This is a genomic window from Bacillus sp. EB106-08-02-XG196 (assembly GCF_013396335.1).
In the GTDB taxonomy this organism is placed as follows: Bacteria; Bacillota; Bacilli; order Bacillales; family Cytobacillaceae; genus Neobacillus.
Map to the genome: position 1 here is coordinate 142,491 of NZ_JABWSY010000003.1, position 17,770 is coordinate 160,260.

Annotated in this window: 19 protein-coding genes and 1 pseudogene; 12 read left to right on the top strand and 8 right to left on the bottom strand. The window is 30.9% G+C overall.

Translation table 11 applies throughout. The features are described from left to right. Positions 1-319 precede the first annotated feature (319 nt). A complete protein-coding gene (locus tag MLOOGBEN_RS06470; RefSeq protein ID WP_179157438.1) occupies positions 320-685 on the top strand; it encodes a hypothetical protein in 366 nt (121 codons plus the stop codon). A 248-nt stretch (positions 686-933) separates the two neighbouring features. Here the strand turns inward: MLOOGBEN_RS06470 and MLOOGBEN_RS06475 are convergent, their stop codons facing one another. Genes MLOOGBEN_RS06475 through MLOOGBEN_RS06485 form a run of 3 tightly spaced genes read right to left on the bottom strand, consistent with a single transcriptional unit; the run spans position 934 to position 4,357 of the window. Continuing rightward, complete coding sequence (locus MLOOGBEN_RS06475; RefSeq protein WP_179157439.1) at positions 934-1,896, bottom strand: tyrosine-type recombinase/integrase; 963 nt, start codon at positions 1,894-1,896, stop codon at positions 934-936. A 15-nt stretch (positions 1,897-1,911) separates the two neighbouring features. Further along, positions 1,912-3,039 carry a tyrosine-type recombinase/integrase gene (locus MLOOGBEN_RS06480; RefSeq protein ID WP_179157440.1) on the bottom strand — a complete coding sequence of 376 codons (1,128 nt, stop codon included), beginning with the start codon at positions 3,037-3,039 and terminating at the stop codon, positions 1,912-1,914. 1 nt (position 3,040) lies between these two features. Beyond that, complete coding sequence (locus MLOOGBEN_RS06485) at positions 3,041-4,357, bottom strand: tyrosine-type recombinase/integrase (protein WP_179157441.1); 1,317 nt, start codon at positions 4,355-4,357, stop codon at positions 3,041-3,043. 435 nt (positions 4,358-4,792) lie between these two features. On the opposite strand from MLOOGBEN_RS06485, the gene MLOOGBEN_RS06490 reads away from it, so the two are divergent. The 3 genes from MLOOGBEN_RS06490 (at position 4,793) to MLOOGBEN_RS06500 (ending at position 6,262) form a co-directional block, all read left to right on the top strand. Beyond that, positions 4,793-5,623, top strand: a complete 831-nt coding sequence (locus MLOOGBEN_RS06490) for a hypothetical protein (protein ID WP_179157442.1) — start codon at positions 4,793-4,795, stop codon at positions 5,621-5,623. Between the two features lie 278 nt (positions 5,624-5,901). Next, positions 5,902-6,063 carry a hypothetical protein gene (locus MLOOGBEN_RS06495; protein ID WP_179157443.1) on the top strand — a complete coding sequence of 54 codons (162 nt, stop codon included), beginning with the start codon at positions 5,902-5,904 and terminating at the stop codon, positions 6,061-6,063. Continuing rightward, the gene (locus MLOOGBEN_RS06500) at positions 6,047-6,262 is read left to right on the top strand and encodes a helix-turn-helix domain-containing protein (RefSeq protein ID WP_179157444.1); all 216 of its coding nucleotides are present in this window, start codon (positions 6,047-6,049) and stop codon (positions 6,260-6,262) included. Before MLOOGBEN_RS06495 ends, MLOOGBEN_RS06500 begins: the two co-directional genes overlap by 17 nt. A 433-nt stretch (positions 6,263-6,695) precedes the next feature. Here MLOOGBEN_RS06500 and MLOOGBEN_RS28900 read toward each other — a convergent pair whose 3' ends face one another. Both MLOOGBEN_RS28900 and MLOOGBEN_RS06505 read right to left on the bottom strand, forming a co-directional pair. Then, positions 6,696-7,166: a hypothetical protein gene (locus tag MLOOGBEN_RS28900; protein WP_218781076.1), complete on the bottom strand. Its 471-nt coding sequence runs from the start codon at positions 7,164-7,166 to the stop codon at positions 6,696-6,698. Between the two features lie 4 nt (positions 7,167-7,170). Further along, entirely contained in the window at positions 7,171-7,299 is a 129-nt protein-coding gene (locus MLOOGBEN_RS06505) for an aspartyl-phosphate phosphatase Spo0E family protein (RefSeq protein ID WP_179157616.1), read from the bottom strand. A 207-nt stretch (positions 7,300-7,506) separates the two neighbouring features. On the opposite strand from MLOOGBEN_RS06505, the gene MLOOGBEN_RS06510 reads away from it, so the two are divergent. Then, complete coding sequence (locus tag MLOOGBEN_RS06510) at positions 7,507-7,662, top strand: hypothetical protein (protein ID WP_179157445.1); 156 nt, start codon at positions 7,507-7,509, stop codon at positions 7,660-7,662. Positions 7,663-8,538: 876 nt separating this feature from the next. Here the strand turns inward: MLOOGBEN_RS06510 and MLOOGBEN_RS06515 are convergent. Beyond that, positions 8,539-8,835 carry a hypothetical protein gene (locus MLOOGBEN_RS06515; RefSeq protein WP_179157446.1) on the bottom strand — a complete coding sequence of 99 codons (297 nt, stop codon included), beginning with the start codon at positions 8,833-8,835 and terminating at the stop codon, positions 8,539-8,541. A gap of 204 nt (positions 8,836-9,039) precedes the next feature. Next, positions 9,040-9,489, bottom strand: a pseudogene (locus MLOOGBEN_RS06520) (transposase); the annotation flags it as partial. A 950-nt stretch (positions 9,490-10,439) separates the two neighbouring features. Here MLOOGBEN_RS06520 and MLOOGBEN_RS06525 point away from each other — a divergent pair. The 7 genes from MLOOGBEN_RS06525 (at position 10,440) to MLOOGBEN_RS06555 (ending at position 17,357) form a co-directional block, all read left to right on the top strand. Beyond that, positions 10,440-10,679 carry a hypothetical protein gene (locus MLOOGBEN_RS06525; protein ID WP_256988922.1) on the top strand — a complete coding sequence of 80 codons (240 nt, stop codon included), beginning with the start codon at positions 10,440-10,442 and terminating at the stop codon, positions 10,677-10,679. Between the two features lie 207 nt (positions 10,680-10,886). After that, positions 10,887-11,930, top strand: a complete 1,044-nt coding sequence (locus tag MLOOGBEN_RS06530) for a CBASS cGAMP-activated phospholipase (protein ID WP_179157447.1) — start codon at positions 10,887-10,889, stop codon at positions 11,928-11,930. A gap of 30 nt (positions 11,931-11,960) precedes the next feature. Beyond that, the gene (locus tag MLOOGBEN_RS06535; protein WP_179157448.1) at positions 11,961-12,938 is read left to right on the top strand and encodes a CBASS cGAMP synthase; all 978 of its coding nucleotides are present in this window, start codon (positions 11,961-11,963) and stop codon (positions 12,936-12,938) included. After that, entirely contained in the window at positions 12,922-14,715 is a 1,794-nt protein-coding gene (locus MLOOGBEN_RS06540; RefSeq protein ID WP_179157449.1) for a ThiF family adenylyltransferase, read from the top strand. The genes MLOOGBEN_RS06535 and MLOOGBEN_RS06540 overlap by 17 nt, the downstream gene beginning before the upstream one ends. Further along, positions 14,705-15,517 (top strand): ribosomal-processing cysteine protease Prp, encoded by an 813-nt coding sequence (locus MLOOGBEN_RS06545; protein WP_179157450.1) that lies wholly within the window; start codon positions 14,705-14,707, stop codon positions 15,515-15,517. The genes MLOOGBEN_RS06540 and MLOOGBEN_RS06545 overlap by 11 nt, the downstream gene beginning before the upstream one ends. 785 nt (positions 15,518-16,302) lie before the next feature. Next, positions 16,303-16,836 (top strand): hypothetical protein, encoded by a 534-nt coding sequence (locus MLOOGBEN_RS06550; RefSeq protein WP_179157451.1) that lies wholly within the window; start codon positions 16,303-16,305, stop codon positions 16,834-16,836. Positions 16,837-17,021: 185 nt separating this feature from the next. Then, on the top strand, positions 17,022-17,357 hold the full coding sequence (locus MLOOGBEN_RS06555) for a YolD-like family protein (RefSeq protein WP_179157452.1): 336 nt from the start codon (positions 17,022-17,024) through the stop codon (positions 17,355-17,357). A 32-nt stretch (positions 17,358-17,389) separates the two neighbouring features. Here MLOOGBEN_RS06555 and MLOOGBEN_RS06560 read toward each other — a convergent pair whose 3' ends face one another. After that, on the bottom strand, positions 17,390-17,599 hold the full coding sequence (locus MLOOGBEN_RS06560) for a hypothetical protein (protein ID WP_179157453.1): 210 nt from the start codon (positions 17,597-17,599) through the stop codon (positions 17,390-17,392). Positions 17,600-17,770 lie beyond the last annotated feature (171 nt).

Consider the following 17,770-nt stretch of genomic DNA (forward strand, 5'->3'; position numbering starts at 1 on the left):
TATCTATTCTTCATCTTTTTAAAAATGTATTAAATAAAATTTATGTAACCGACTTAATTTAGTTTATGGTTTCTAGAATTCTAATTTATTAGTATTCTTCAAAATGAAATGAATATTTTTGTATAACATCGCCTCTCTGTTGCATTCTTTAGGATTTGTGTATAAAATTAAATTAAAGGAAGTCAATAGCCTTATATAAAAATTAATAGTATCTTTTGATAAAGAGAGGAAGAACCTCCAGTTATCAGTTGCGAATAGTGTCTAAGCACTTCTTCAGCATCTGTAATTGGGGGTTCTTTGTTTCTGAAGGAGGAACAATATGGGGAAAAATCTAAAGCCTATTAAAGAACTTGAGGAAAATTCATATACCCAGAAAAGAGAGGTGTACTGCGTTGATTTTCAGGTTACATTTCGGGAATTTGTGAATTCATGGTTTTATGAGGAATATAAAATAATTGTAGGACCTTACCTTTTTAGTTCTCGTTGTTTCGATATGGATCATATTCTGCCAGTGTTCGGGGATAAAATGATTTCTGAAATATCTATGAAAGATATTTATATATTTTGTAATGACCTTGAAAAAGGAGGATACTCACAATCAACAATTAGCAATATTCTCGCACTAAGTTCTGAATTGTTATACGAAGCTAAGAAAAGGGGATTAATTTGTTCAATTAAAAGGTAGTTTCGCTAACTACTATATAGGTACAAATCATGCAAAAACATTTTTTGGGGGATGGAAAATTATTATCCCCCTGTATTTCAATTTATAATTAGTTTGGGCAAAACAAGTGAGACGGGATTATCTATAGAATTAAAATACTTGCAAGTAAATTTAGATATTTTTTTATTCTCCCTTAATTACTTCTTGTTCTTTACTTGTTACTTTAGAATCCCTTGAATTGTGGAATGTAACTACATTTGGACTTATCATCACAACTGAAGATAAGGTTTGCAACGTAAGTTTATTGCTTTGTAGACTTCCTCATTTTCTGGCACATGTATATTTAAATTTCTAATATAGTTTGGTTCAATATATGATCTAGTTGATGACAGAGCAATATGATTAAGCAATTGTTGAATAGTTGTAATTAAGGAACCTGACTCAAACATTATTGTTGCAAAGCTGTGTCTCGTAGAGTGGACATTAACATTTGGAAGATTCGCAAAGGTAAGGTAAGAATTAAGTAAATCATTTACAGAATTATATGTTAAATCATAAAATAGCTTGTCAGATTGTGAAAGTTGATTTTCAACGCAATACTTTTGAATAAATTTACCAATACCATCTCTTAAAATTAAATAATGAGAACGATTGTTTTTTGTTTCTTGAAGAAATACTAAATCATTAGCAAAGTCTATTTTATCAACAGTTATATTTAATATTTCATTTTTTCTAGCTCCGGTTGACAGCAATAAAATAAATAGTAGTAAATCTCTTTTTATATTTTTACTATGTTTGACTATACTCCGCAAAAATCTAATAATTTCATGCCGGTTTAGTATTCTGGGGGGCACTCTTAAAGGTGTATATAGTTTTAATTTAAATTCAGTTTCTAGCATCACATTATTAAAGTTATAGTTCCTTAATAAATATTTAAAGAAGCTTTTAAGTGCAGCATGACAAACTGAAATCCAAGAATACCCTAGAGTAGTTCTTGAAAATAAAAATTGGTCAATTAATACTGCATTTAAGGGTAGATATCTTACAGTTTTTCCGTTTATGTCAATTAATTCATATATTTTTTCTAAGTGTAAATCTGCATAATTTTGTTCGGTTACTTCAGATAAAAATTCACCAAAATGTACAAGTTTTTCTTTGTATCTTTTTTTGGTATTATCCTTATAATTTGTACTAATTATAAAGTTTTCTATTTCCTTACAATATAGTTCCATAATACTTGACTCCTCTTACATAATTTCTTTAAGCAATTCTTCTATAGGGAAAGGGTATTTTTTCATTACTTCATCTCTTAAATCAACTGGAAGGAGTTGAGTGTAAATAGATGTAGTAGCAGGGTTTCTGTGTCCAAGTACTTGTGAAAGGATATGAATTTTCATGCCTGCTTTTAAGCAATTCACAGCAAATGTGTGTCTGAATGAGTGAGTTGTAAAGTGACTTTCATTTATCTTTGCATCTTTAAGAATGTTACTTACTTGATATTGAAGAACCCTATTAGATATCATTTTCTTTCTGATATTATTCTCGTCCCTCGAAAATAAATATCCATTACAATCACCTATAATAGTTACTCCTGTTTTGTGCAAGTAATTTATTAATTTCTTTTTAATTTCTGGGTATATAGGTATGACTCTTTCTTTATCCCCCTTACCTTTTACAAAAATAATGTCATCTTTAAAATTTATATCTTTGATTTTTATGTTAGTTGTTTCATTAATTCTGCACCCGGTTGCCAACATAAAACATACCATAGTATGCCAGCGGTAACCGTAGGTCCTTTTATAAGAGTACTTTAAAATTGACTTTACCTGTTCATCGTCAAAGTATCTGGGAAATAAGCCAACTCTATTCGGTTCAAATCTAAATGATAAGTCTCTATCAACATATTCAACAATATAAGCAAACTTATATAGTCTTCTAATAATAGCAATATATTTATTAGTCGTATAATTAGATATGTCTTTCTTTTTTTCTTCTTCTTTCATGTCAAATTTCTCTTCCTCATTTGAAAGTATAACCTTACTGTTCCGTGGTTTAAGAGTAGAGAAGAACCTATGAAGAATTACTTCATTAAAGTGAACTAAAGGTAAATTAGGATCAATTTCATTTTTAATAAATTTTTTGATTCTAGTTATGAAATTACTGTACGTTGTTAAGGTTGTTTCACTCCTTTTATTAATTTTGACAAGCATCTCCAAGTTCTCTATGAAGTCATTTGCAGCCTTTATAAATGAAACCTTGGACAAAGATTTTGTATTAGTGTCGAAACTCGATAGGGACATCAAAGTATCCATAGTAATACCTAATTCTTTACAAACCTGTTCATAATCAATGTTAGATTGAATCTTTTTTGTCATTTTAATTTTCCTCCTTAAGATACGCAACAGGATTATGTGGTAGTGAATTTCTTTTAAGTCTCTCAAGACTTTTTTCAAGATAATATTGTGTAGAAATCCAATGCAAGTGCCCCAATGTCTTGGACACTGAGTCAAAATTATTTTTCTTCTCCAATGCATTTGTAGCAAAAGCATGCCTAAAAGATTTTGCTGTATACCTTATTTCTCCATAAACTTTTTTGTTTGCGGAAGCATAAATTTGTCCAACAACATTTACAGTAAGTGGTTGGTTTCTTGATGATAAAAATAAAGTTTTCCCTTTATAATCTAATGATTCTCTAATTTGTAGGTACTTTCTTAGTACTTTCATAACCAAACTACTTAACTTAAGCTTTCGCTGACCTGATTTTTTACTTCTAAGAATTACAGCAGATTCTGATTTTAATACATCTTGAATTTCTATATTAGTGATTTCTAAGGGTCTACACCCGGTATCTAGAATAATTAAAAAAATAGATAAATTTCTTTCAGGCATTGTAGAATAATCAATTATTGCATCTATTAATTTTAAGGTTTCTTTAGATGGGACATATTCATTGCTTCTTACATGTTGAATTTGAAATTTATCTGGTACACAATATCTGAAACTAATAAATTGAAGTCTTCTATAAAATTGAATGAACAAATTTAAACACCTTAATAAATTTAATGCTCTACTAGGTGAAATTTCATTAAGTGCAATTCTTCTAGCCAAAAATGTATGGTACGACTCAATATGGTCTTTATTTAACTCTTTAATATCATTTTCTTGCAGTGATCCAGGTATTTTAAACTCCTTATATTCTTGAGATAAAAACTTTAAAAAGTACATTATATTTTTTTTATAAGTATTTATTTGACTGTAGTTCTTAAGTGTTAAATCTTCTAGAAATGAATGAATCACAGGTGGAAAGCTTTTATTTTTTTTAGTTGATTTCTCAATAAAGGTCCCATTGAATATAAAGCTAATTTGGTTGTTCCTAAATAGATGCTTAGATAAGGAGTTTATTACTTTTAAATCACTTTGGGCAGAGACAAGTTTAATAGTATTTCTACTCATTTTAATTTCCAAAGAGGTCTTATAAGAATTAAAATGATCTAAAGACAGAATTTTAATTTCCATCTTTTGGGCATCGTAAACTTTTAGAAAATCCGTTAATACTCGTTTAACCTTCCTTTTATATTCAGATGAAATATTACTTCTATTAAGAAAAGAATTTATGCTATCCGGAAATACATTAGTGTCTTTTGTTTTGAAAAGATTACAATTATCTTCATTTATTACAGGCATATTATTCATTATTTAAAACCTCCAACTAATCTTCCGTGGAAATATTTAGAATATATTGATAAAATACAATTGAGCACCAACTCATTTAAACTTTCAGCTCATGTTATTTTTCCGCAAGCAAGTCATGCATTGATTCCAGTATCACCAAAGAAACTAGGGTTGATTCAATTTTTCTTTACCCCGTTAAAGGAAATTTTCGTGGAATTTTTATTCTACGAAAAAACTTTTTATTGGGTTAAAGTGCTAAAGGGGAGGGGATAATTAATTGTTAATTAGGTTAAAGCTTAAGCTAATTAAGACAATTCAAAAATGTTATATGGAAAAAAGGATAAATTATTGGAAAGCAATTATGTTTAATGATGGTCTTTTAAAGTTTTATCCTGTTTTAGGGATACTGGAGATATTGCATGATAATAGGACTTATGCTTATTTTGGTGATGAGCTATGTCCGAAGAGCCGAAAGGGTACGAGAGAGATCAAGTGAAAGCTGCAATAGAATTTGCGCTTGGAAAAATAACACAAAAACAATTAGAGAGATATCATCCAACAGGGCAAGGTGTAAAATGGAAACATATGAAGTATTTGAAAAAGAATTCTTTTATTTGGTATCAGTTAATTGAAAAATTACCTGTCCATTTTAGGCTTAAGGCATTGTTGGATTCAGAAGATTTATCAATTCCTAAACTTAAAAAGAATATGCATATTACCAATGCAGATAATTACATTAATAAAGAGAACTTTGCTTTAAAAAGTAAGGGGATTCCTCAAACCCTATTAAAGTTAGCAATAGTATTCGATGTACCATTAGGATATGTTCGTGGATTTGATACTAACTTATTGAATCTTTCAGGTTTTGAAGAGTATGATTATTTAATGATAAATGAGATAACACCACTAAAAGATGCAATCACATGGACATTGAATGAGGTGATTTATCGTAGAATACAAGGCTTTATAATTGATAATTCGAAGCAGCAGGCAATTTCATTTATAGATGATAATAAAGCGTATGTTCGAGTTGATAAGAATGAGTCCTTTTTCCGATTTGAAATTTTCTTAACTTCAAAACCATATGCAGATGTAAAACAAATAGAACAATTAGTTAATCAGTTTAAAGGATTAGTTCACTATATTTATAAAGAAAATTCTTTACTCAGAAATACACCTAAATTAACACTAATTGGTACTTATAACCTAAAAATATCACAGGAATTTAAAGATTATATTAGCAAGATAAATAGACAATCTGGTGTAGAGAAAATATATCCGTTTTAGTGGATAATTAAAAATCTCACATAAAAATGAACTCCTATTATTACATATCTAAACAGTAATAATAGGAGTTTTTTGATTAATAAATGTGTAAAACTGATAAAAATGGAGAGGGGAGATGGTTAATACATCCAGATTTGAAAAATAAAACTGCAGTACCTACATTAGTATAAGGAAACTTGAATTTTATAAATTTATCCGTTTTTCAAGATATAAGTAATATATACATAAACTTTAGACAACCTCTTATTACACTTTCAAAAGTAATAGGAGGATTTTTTATGAATGAAAAAGAGAACCAAAAACTTGAAGAAAAAAAAAGAAAAGTATTAGAAATTTTAAATCTCTGGGAGTCTAGAGAGATAGGTAGGGTAGGAAATGAGACAAGAACCAGAGAAGAGAAAAAATTAAACATGGTAGAAGATGATGCACTTGAGAAATGACCATGACGTTAATAATAAAAATAAACGAGAAGATTATCCCCTAGTATTAACTGCAAAAGAGATCAGTGAAATTTTGCAAGTTTCAAAACCTATTGCTTATCAATTAATGAATCGAAATGATTTTCCTACGATAGGAAGTATTGGTAGATGCAAAAGGGTATTGAGAGAAGAATTTTTTGAATGGATAAGTAATCAATAATTATTAAAATATTTTGTTTAAAGATGCTTTAAATACTTTGAACATCTAAGAAATTAAAAATCAAAAGAATACCCTTAAAAATATCGATGATGAATTTAATAATTTGGGTTCATATTATTATGATATAAGTATTGCTACGGACTCTAACCGTGACGGACGGCAGCTGCAAGAATTCGGTTAGGTTCCGTGTCATTTGCATAAAAAGGTGAATTGACATTTTAGTGGTTATTTTGTACTGAAGAATAAAAACAATTAAAGATGAAGGCTAAAACAAAGCCAAGCTGAAAGATTCTAAAACAATACCCACTACTCCTGGAGCTCTTCTAGCTACTTCTGTGAAACTATACCCGCTACTCCTCGAAATATACTTGCCACTTCCTAGAACTCTCTATCTACTCAGTGTCAAACCCTCTAACATAGAGTTGGGCTTTTATTATGAATGTTTATTAAATATTGTACATAGAATTCTTGATGTGCTAAACAATAAAGACGTAAATCCAGCCATAGTTAGCACAAAGTATATAATCAATACACCTTTATAAACTGCTAGTTTTGGAAAATAAGATAAGTAAAATACTCCGAGATTTAGCAGTATAAAAGTAAACATGATTCCAATGTAATCAGAGTATTTACTCCTATTCGATTTCAAATCAGATTTATTTTGAAAAATTAAACAAGCAATTACCAAAGCACCTAAACCAAGGGCTACACTTACATTTAACTTAGAAGACTCCTTCATTAATTCAAAGAAATTTGCAGAATCATTAATCGTACCTGCTAAAGAATTATCAATAATTAATAGAGTAATAATGATCAAAGTGAAAATCGTCCATATATTTTGTAGAAAATTAAACAAAGTAATTCCTCCGTAAAAAAACATCTCAGTTGAGTTGGGCTTTACCACATTTTTATAAACTAAGTTTCAAGTTAATCAATTTATCAAGAGTTTCGCTTAATCTGATAGTATTTGGTGAGGTGAATCCTTCGGACATTCCAACTAATATCATTTTATTTCTTAAAATTTCAATTTTCTTCATTAAATCCTCATTACTCACTCTTTTTCGCTCCTATTTTACAAAAGATGGGATTATTTTATCAGGTGAAACGGATTAAAAAAAGAGTAAATTTGACAAAAATTTGAACATTTTTTATATTCCTTCATAAATTTTATTCCATGACATAGATATTAATAGTGTATTTTAATACGATAAATATATTTATATAATAATTCGAGGTGTATTGGTATGGAGAAAACATACGTTATTTATAAAGGGATAGAATATGTACTCATTCATCAATATGATTCTGGTTACTGTGAAATAAATGAAGAGGGAAAACTAAATGAGGAAATAATACTTGTACATTATTCTGAATTGACAACGATAGTAACATCAAAATAATATTAGTTTTTTAAAAAAATCAGCCTAAACTTAGCTGCATATTGAAGAGATGGAATCATCTTCATTTGATGCTTTAGGTAAGCAGTTTCTATCCTATTGATGTTTATGTTTGTGATAGTGATAAAGAGCAATGGAGCATTTATTTTAATGGCAATGGTAACGGAGGCTCCATTCGTCTTATCCTTTAGTTACATGATCCAAGTGAAAAGACATCCGGTGCGGCAAACCTAGATATTGTAGACCCTACCGTCAAAATAGTTGATTTTGTTATGTATCCACATGGAAAAGGTTTTTGTACTGAAGTGATAAAATCCCATATTAATTTCATTGAATCTTCGAGATTATGATGTTAAAAGCATAAGACCTCAGAGCAGCATCATTTTGGCGTAAGGTTAGATTTAAAGAAGTTGATGGTTATCTAACTTATGCTCCTAGAATGACAAGACCGTTAAATAAACTAATTTAGGAAAATAAAATGAGAAAAAAACTAAGTTATAAAAAATATTCCGTTTGCGATAAAATTGTTCCCCAAGATTACAATATTAAAAGGAAGGTTTGAATTTAATATAAAAGGAAAACATCTTTACAATCATGAATGAGATTTTCATGTAAAGATGTTTTCGTACTATATAATATTGGATCTCCTATTACCTCATGTTCACTAATACTCTCTGTGTCCCAGCTCAAATTTAATTATTTGATGGTTTCGGTTTATGTTTAAATTCAAAAGTAAAATGAAAAACTACAAATAAAAGACTTAGGAAAAATAATATATTTATTTCGATGTCCATAATTGTCATTTTTAAGTCAACCAGTTCAGTTAAAAAAATAAATGCAAAACTAAAAACAGAACTTACCGAAAAATTTAAAAGGAAATCATACATTGTCCTTAAGTCCTCCTTGTATTTGTTCATCCAAACCTTTAATCAATAAAGGTACTGCTTGTTTTAATACTACATAATCATCGATTAGTCCATTTAAACTTAGAATATTGAAAAAGCCTCTTCTCCAAACAGGTTCAGCTAATAGTAAGGTAATCATTAGTTTAATGAGCAAAGGATCTAATAAGAAATTATTTAATCCAGCATTTTGATAGAATTGTACTAATGGTCCTACATAAGACACATAAAATGTTGAATTTAACCCTTCTTCCTTAAAGAATCTCTGATACATACCAATATAAACTAAAATCTTCTGTACCTCTCCTAAATCCTTTTCAGAGGAATCACCACTAGTGTTGCATAAATAATGTCATAATTTTCAGTTTAATAACTTTTCCTACTTAGAGCCAAAAAGGTTAATACCTAACTAAAGGTGGCTCCATCCATTTGGAAATTTATTTACAATTAGACATTAGTGACGACGACAATTCGATTATCAAGGAATGGCCTTTCCTTCAATTTTTTGAAGCCAGATATTCGCTGGCTTCCACAAAGCTGCCCTTAAATATCGACTAATTTGTAAGGTTTTTCGCTTACTTTTCGTCTCGATTTGAACGAGAACATGTAAGCAAAAAACGATTAGTGCGATAAACACTTGATTATGAATCGCCCACTCGCTTTGACCGTAAAATTTTTTGATGCTGAGATGTTGTTTGATCCATTTGAAAAACAGTTCAATAGCCCAGCGTGATTTGTACATCTCTGAAATTTCTTCGGCACTCAAATCAAAACGATTTGTAATTAAATGGAGTTCATTTCCTTTTGAATCAATGACTTTTAGTAGGCGAAAGAAATTTTCGGCACGGTTTTGTGTTGTACCAATCAACACCATTTGATCCGATAAAACAGCCGTATCATCGGGTAGTTTAAAGTTGTATACTTCCCGTACAGAGGTCTCAGGTGATACTTTCCCAGTGTTAAAAATCTCCTCAATCAAGTTTAAAATTGACTGTATCTTATTTTCTTCGATTTTCTTCTTATTATCTAAACTTACTAATCTATTTGTACTTGGTCGACCTGGTTCAAGTTTCGGTATTTTCTCCAAGGCGATTTCTTCAATTATAAATTTTCGGTCCAATCTATCCTGAGTCTTTTCTAGTAAAACTTCAAATCCTTCTAGCATGGATTCAATATCATTAAGTAAACTTTTTTTGAATTTTTTAAAGTCTACTAAAAAACCTTTTGTGAAAAGGTAATAAATCAATTCCCTTACAGCAAACCCATTTGATTTTCCCTTTTCAATTTCTTTTACTATTTCAATTGTATTGTTAGGAAAAAGTGTAGTTACTCCTTGTCCTTTTCCCTGACTAATTTTTGTTGTTATGATCAGTCCATATTGGATATATCTCCGAAGTTGACTTTCGGTTAATTGAATATGATTTTGTTCTGCTAGCATTAAAACTTCTTCTTTTAACATAATATCCCTCCTTGGTTTTTATTTTAGATAACAAGGATTAGTAAAACAACAAGGGGAAGATGCGCAAATGAAAACTAAATAAAAGATTTACTAATATTTTTTTTATTTAAATGATTACAGCCATTGAAATGTACCACCTCTGACATAGTATTTTTCACCAGATTACAGGAAGTGTACCCCTCACTTTTACTGGTTATAAGAGGTATAAAACTAAATTTAAAATATCTAAAATGTTAAAAATTTGATTGAATTTATAAGATCAGCCTTCCGCAAAAGGGACTAATTATGGGGTAGCTATTTTATTACATTGTAGACTAATCCTGCTTAGCATAGGACTTAACTATCAGCTTACTTTGTAAAATAATACTTTTAAATTTATAGAATCCGAATGTGAGGGGATTGTAGTGAGTTATTAAAGATTGAAAAACGAACCACAACCAGTTAATTATAATCTGCATGAAAAATACTCACCCGTTTCGATGGAGTGCTGGGATGAAGAACTGATTGGACCCGATGAATACGGTGAAAAACAGCGTGAAAACCTGCTGTTATTACTTATCTATAACATCGGTATTCAAGGACTTTGGAAATTATTGCGGAAAACAAGGAGGACAAACCTGCGAGACCCAACAACGATCCTTTTCAGAAGAAGAAGCTAAGTGATGCTATTTCTAAAAAAACAATAGACCACTCAATTGATTTTGATGAAATTAGAGAAACAACACATTAACAAACGGCCAAGGAGTTTCTCTTTAGAGGATAGTATTTTAAAATAAATACAAACATTCGTTCTTTTGTATTTTTATTAATCACTAATATGTATTATAATTATTATAAGGATTTTCCAAATTTAGGTGGTGTTTTGATTGTTCAGAAATGAAGAGAATTTTAAAATTTTATCTATAGACGGTGGTGGAATAAAAGGTTTGTATTCTGCGGTGATTTTAGCAGATTTTGAAGAAAAATATGGGAAGTTGAGTAAGCATTTTGACTTAATTTGCGGGACTTCAACAGGTGGAATTATTGCTCTAGCATTAGCAGCAGGAATTCCAGCAAAACAAATTGTTAATTTTTACGAAGAATATGGGCCTAAAATATTTCCGTATAAAGCAAAATCATTTAGACTTTGGGGCAAGATTAAACAGACTGTTTTCAGTTCAAAATACCCTGAAAATAATTTAAGAGAAGCACTAACCAATGTATTTGGTAATAAAACATTAGCGGAATGTGAAACAAATGTATTAATACCCGTATCGAACATAACAACGGGGCTACCTCGTATAATTAAAAACGATCATAGCCCGAATTTAACATTAGATAATGGACACAAAATGGTAGATGTTGCAATGGCTACTACAGCTGCTCCAACATATTTTCCCATTCAGAGTATATTAACAATGTCAAATCCTGAACATCAATTTGTAGACGGAGGGCTTTACGCTAACAACCCTTCTTTACACGGGATTCAAGAAGCGTATCGATATTTTATTAATAAACCAAATACTAACTATATGAAATACAGCCTTTTGTCTATTCCCACTTTACATGAGAATTTTTCATATAAAAGAAAGTTGAAAATCCATAAGCGTCCTGTAATACTGTGGGGAACTAAATTACTTCCTTTAATGATGGATCTACTATCTGTATCAACCGATTTCCATATTAAATATCTAAATGAAACATTAAAAGGACATTATGTAAGAATAGAAACACCTGAACTTACAAAAAAAGAAAATAAATTGATTGCATTAGATAACTCGAGTAAGAAATCCCTTGAAATATTAATCGATAAGGGACATCAAAGTGGATTAAAATATATCGATAGTTCAGAGATTCAAGTGTTCTTCAATAAGGAACAACATGGTGAATTAGAGTATATCAATGGTTCTGAAATCCAAGCGTTCCTATAATAAAAACAATAGATTAGGAGAGTGAGTTAAATGGCAGAATGTAATGATTTATTTTTAAAATTTAATAATGAAATAAAACTGGGTTCAGAAAAAAAGAAATCTTTACGTAAATCTAGAAATGCAATAGGGAAAGATATTCAAAAATATTTTGATGAGACCCTAAAAGTTACAAAACCCAAATTCTGGGGACAAGGTTCATATATGATGAATACAATTATTAATCCTATTGAGGGAGAATACGATATAGACAGTGGTGTTTATCTAATGCATTTATCAGATGTAGAAGAAGAGGACTGGCCAGCAACAAGTACTGTACATAATTGGATTAAGAATGCTGTCAAAGATCGAACTTCCACCCCACCACAAGATAAAAATACATGTATCCGTGTAATTTATAAAGATGATTATCATGTAGATTTACCTATTTATATAAAAAATGAGGATATGGAACATCCGAAATTAGCCCATAAATCAAAAGGTTGGATAGATAGTGATCCTAAAGAATTAACTAAGTGGTTTACAGATGAAGTAAAAGAAAAAAGTGATCAATTGAAACGAATCGTTCGTTATTTTAAAGCATGGAAAGATTTCAAGGCTAACGGAGATAAATTTCCAAGTGGAATGATTTTCACAATACTTGCGGCCAATCATTATGTGAAAGGTTATGATGATGATTCTGCTTTTGTTGCAGTTGCTAAGGAAATTTATGATACTTTAGATGGGAATTTCTCATTAGAGAGGCCTGTATTTCCGAAAGAAGAATTATTAGATACTTGGTCTGCAACTGCTCAAACCAATTTTTTAAGTAAACTATCTTCATTAATTACAAATGGTCAAAAGGCTTTAGAGGAAGAGGATACGGAAGAAGCGTCAAAAATTTGGATAAAAATATTTGGAGATAGATTTCCTAGATACACACCACCAAAAGAAGAAAATAGAATGGATAAAGGCTACGCATTGCAAACATCTGAACCACCTGTGTTGGGTAATTATGGAAGATCTTCATAGTTTAGCTGATATTTATGAAAAGTATAAGGAAGTTGCGATAAGTTACTTACAAACTAATTATGGTGCAGTGCTTTTAGAGTCTGAAAACAAAGTTAAATATCCAACATCCCTATTACTTAATCTACAAGTGAATAATTTAGTAGTATCCTTAATTATTAATATTCCATTTAATTTTCCAGACGCTTTTCCGCAAGTTAAGTTAGATGAACTATCTTTCGAAAAGGTTTTTCCGATACCCCATTTAGATATTTTTAAAACGCTATGCTTATTTGATGATGTAGTGGCTAGTCCCAATCCTCGAAACCCTATAGGTTTATTAGAGGTAACGTTGGAAAAATCATTAGAAATTTTGAGCAAAGGTATTTCAAAACAAAATGTTAATGAATATATAGAAGAGTTCGATTCATATTGGTTGCAAGAAAGTGAGGTTGGATTGTTTTTATCGCTTGTGGAACCGTCAGAAGAAATAAAAACAATATTTTTACTACCGTGTGCTTTAAAACGCCAAAATAGAAGGGGGATTTTTGCTGACAAAAAAAGTGAAGCGATAAAATGGATACAGAATATTGGTGGGAGATATGATGAAGAAGAAACTATTGAAACACTATATGTACCTTTAAAAAAACCAATGTCATATCCGTTTCCTAAGAATAACAAAGAAATATATCATTTGTTAAAAGAAAATGAGTTACCTAATTTGAATGAGTATATTACTTATCTCGATAAAAAACCCAGACCATCAAAAGTATTATTTTCAATTGAAGTAGATGGAATTAATACTTGGGGGATTTGGGAGCATACCGAACCATTTAAATGGAATACTCTTTTATATAAGGGGAGGAAAAGAACCCAAAGAAATTTAAAAGGGTTTAGAAAGAAAACTAGAAATGGGCGGCTAGAAATAATTAGAGATTTTCCAGAACAGGAAATTAATAAATACTATGTTGAGGATGTTAGAGCTTCAAGATTAAGTATACGAGGTGGAGATGGCGATTTAAAGAACCATGCAAGGAATGTTGTTGTTATAGGTTGCGGTGCTGTAGGAAGCCATTTGATTCAAGGGCTTTTTGATATAGGTGTACAGCATATGCTTTTAATAGATTACGATACGTTAAGTTTTGAAAATATTAATCGACATGTTTGTGGTGCTAGTGACGTAGGAAGCAAAAAGACTGACGCGATAAAAAATAAATTAAGACAGCATTATCCTACTAGTCAAATTCATGTATGCAGTGAAGACATTATGACATTTTTGAAGTTATATCCAGAAGGATTAAATTCATATGACTTAATAATTTCTGCTATTAGTAATGCACCAATTGAACAAAGAATGAATGAATTACAGTTAAAAGGAGTTATAACTCCACCAGTATTAAATATCTGGGTAGAACCTTATTTGGCAGCAGGGCATGCAATATGGATTGAATCTACTATTGGAATCAATATAAGTTCGCTTTTTGATAAAGGTAAATATAAATATCAGGTACTTAAAAATGGAAATCAATATACAAAAAAAGAACTTGGCTGTAGCACTTCCTATGTTCCATATGGTGCATTAGAATTAAAGAAATTTACTACAGATACATTATTATTTATTTGCCAACAATGGGAAAAGGGTAGGGAGGAAAATATTGCGTTTACATGGCTGGGTAATTTAACAGAGCAACGAAAAAATCAAAGATACTTAGAACCACGTTGGGTTGGCGCAACTGATTTTTCAACAAGGTACAATTATTTAGAAACTTTTAAAGAAAGTGCAGAAGACGATGATATATAAGTATGGAGACAAATATGTTGTATTTACCGACGAAGTTGTTAAGATCTTTGATAAATATAAGCAATACAATCACACACAACATGAGTCAGGTGGCATTTTATTAGGTAAAGTTTATAATGATTTAATCATTATTGACCAAATATCAGAGCCTTCTAGAGAAGATAAGTCTGGGCGCTTTTATTTTATTAGAAATGTTAAAAGGGCTCAAAAGATCGTAGAACGGGCATGGAAAGAGTCTAATGGTGAAAGGATATATCTTGGTGAATGGCATACACACCCAGAAGATATTCCCACTCCATCAAAGGATGATAAGATACTACTTAAAAATATGTTCAGACATTCACGTATGGAAATTGATTTTTTATTTATGGTTATTCTAGGGAGAATTAGCCCCTATTTTGCAGTAATACAAAAAGGAATGAAAGAAATGATGCCTATAGAAAGAATACATTTAGCAAGTGGTTTGAATATTATCATTTATAAAAATCAATATAAACAAATTTATGGGTTTCAAGCAAGTGGATATTTAAATCTTGCCCAAAAAGGTTATGACATCTACAATGCTGCATTTTCACAAATATTCATGGGTACTATTAATTCTATAATAGCACTAACTAATATACAGGCTAATATTTTGGAGAAAGAGCCTGCTTTTATTAGATTTATTATTCCAGATATCAAAACTGCTGACGAGAAGGCTAAAACGATATTGGAAGCTATGGAAGTGCAAGTAGCAATGGTAATTGAAGAGATGAAAAGTAAAGGACTTGATCATCGTATTCATATAGAAATTAAAGGTTAGTTATATAGATTGAGTTAATATTTTTGGTTAATCCATTAAGGGCGCTATTGTTGAAGATTATAAGCCTAATTCCTCGCAAAAAATAAGGAGGGACTAGGCTTTTTATCTTTCAAAATCCTTAACGTTGTAATCCCGTACTTTCTTGACGTGACCACCATTGGTAAACTTGTTTGCAACTAGCGGTAAATTCATTGGGAATACTGGTAAAAAACATGGCAAAAAAATCTCTTGACCGTAATCATAGGGAAAAAGTAATTAAATTTATCTAAGAAAAACAGGAGACTAACCATAAGTGTTTTCATTCATTTTCGGCAAATTTTCGGCAATTGCCATTTGCATATTTTTAACAAAAATAAAAAGCCTTGATTTTCAAGGCTTTTTGACGTCCCGAAGAGGATTCGAACCTCCGACCTACAGTTTAGGAAACTGTTCGTTATGGTCCGGTGAGCTAATCGTTATGTAAATCGCTAATGTCATCGCATTGTCATCGAATTGATTGACCGATAGTGTCGACGTTAGTCCTACGGCTTTTTATTTTGTAACCTACATACGTAATTTTGCCGAATAGTTGGCGGATTGTCAAGCGGTGTCGGACGATGTGGCATTATATTGAGATGGATACCGAATAACTAAGACGAGCCCACGACAAAATCTATTCCGAAAATTGCAGAATTAACGATAACAAATGCCTCAGCATTTGGCGCCGGCGTTTTATTTTGATTTTCAATTAAATAAAAAACTTGTAAACTAATAATGTGAATATTACATTACTAGGAGCCTAATAAATGAAAAATATATTTCTTAAGCCATTTAAACCATTATTAGTACAAGTTTCCGGAATTTTGTTATTCTTTGTTGGTATAGGTTTGGAAGTATTAAAGTACATAAAAACCTATCCTATTTACTTTGCTATTGTGTTACTCATTTATTATTTTGGTTTAGTATATATGGAATGGAACAACCAAAGAGAACAAAAGAAACAAAAAGAAGAACATGAAAAAGAAACTCTTAGACTCAAAGAAGAATACGACAAAGCATTAAAAGTAAAACAAGAAGAGTTAGAAAAAATAAAACAACAATACATTACTAAAAGTGATTTTAATCCAAGTAATATAGCTCAAATTATGGATTTAATTGATTCTAAGTTTGAAAAAAACAAATGGTATCCGCAAGGAGACCTTTGGAAAGAAATTTACAATATCACTTTCACTAAATATAACCATGACTACAAAAAACAGATAATGCATGGTTTAGCTGAGCGGGACTTAATAAAAATCAAAGATGTTTATGGACAATTTCACTTTATGAGTAAGAAGTAGTGTTAAAATCTTTACTATACTTACTCATTAGGTTTCTCAAAGACTCCTCTTTCTGTTCTTTACTTACATTGGCTTACAAATTAGATATGAAGAAGATTATTTTTAGGACCTTAATGGGTCCTTTTTTATTTTATTTACACATAGAACGCTTGTTCGATATAATGTGGACGAAGGAGATGATCAATATGGCAATACGCGATAGAGGTAAAAAGAAGTGGGCACCTGCGTCATTCATGCCGGAAGGCTTCGCCATGACTCGCGAAATGTTTAAGGATAAAGCGCGACAAGAAAAGCCGATACTGGACGAATACCAGACGGAGGAGTTCGACCTACGCATTGCTTATGCGATGGAATATAAACACGCGGTTAAGCTAACTTTATGGTCGGACGGATTTACTTCGGAAGTTTCGGGTGGTGTTCACTACGTCGACCCAATAACGAAGCAGCTGCGGATTGAGACGAAGCCTGGCGAGTTTGAGCGGGTGGCTTTCGAGGATGTTATCGGAGTGAAGGTCAAGTGATAGAAAAAACGACTAATTAAAACAAGGGCCAATTAAAGGCCCTTTCTTTTCGTAATTGCATTTACAGACTCCAGCGACCTTGCAATCTCTTCTCTAGCATCGACAAGACCCAAAACATAAGCATCGTTTGCTAATTCAGCAACCAAAGCTTGAGCAAGGGCGGGATCTTGTGTTTCTTTTACGAGTTTTGCAACATCGGAAGCTCTTAAATTGATGTCTTTTAGTCTATTTACATCGGACATAGTACTTGCCTCCTTTTAGATATATATATATATAAATATTTATATCCATTATATAACATATGTGTCGATTAATGTAATTATTTTTTAGTGACATTTACATCTGTTGAACGGTGGCCGTAGATTAGACGGACATTACAAATATATCTATAAGGGGTACTTAACGGAAGAAAA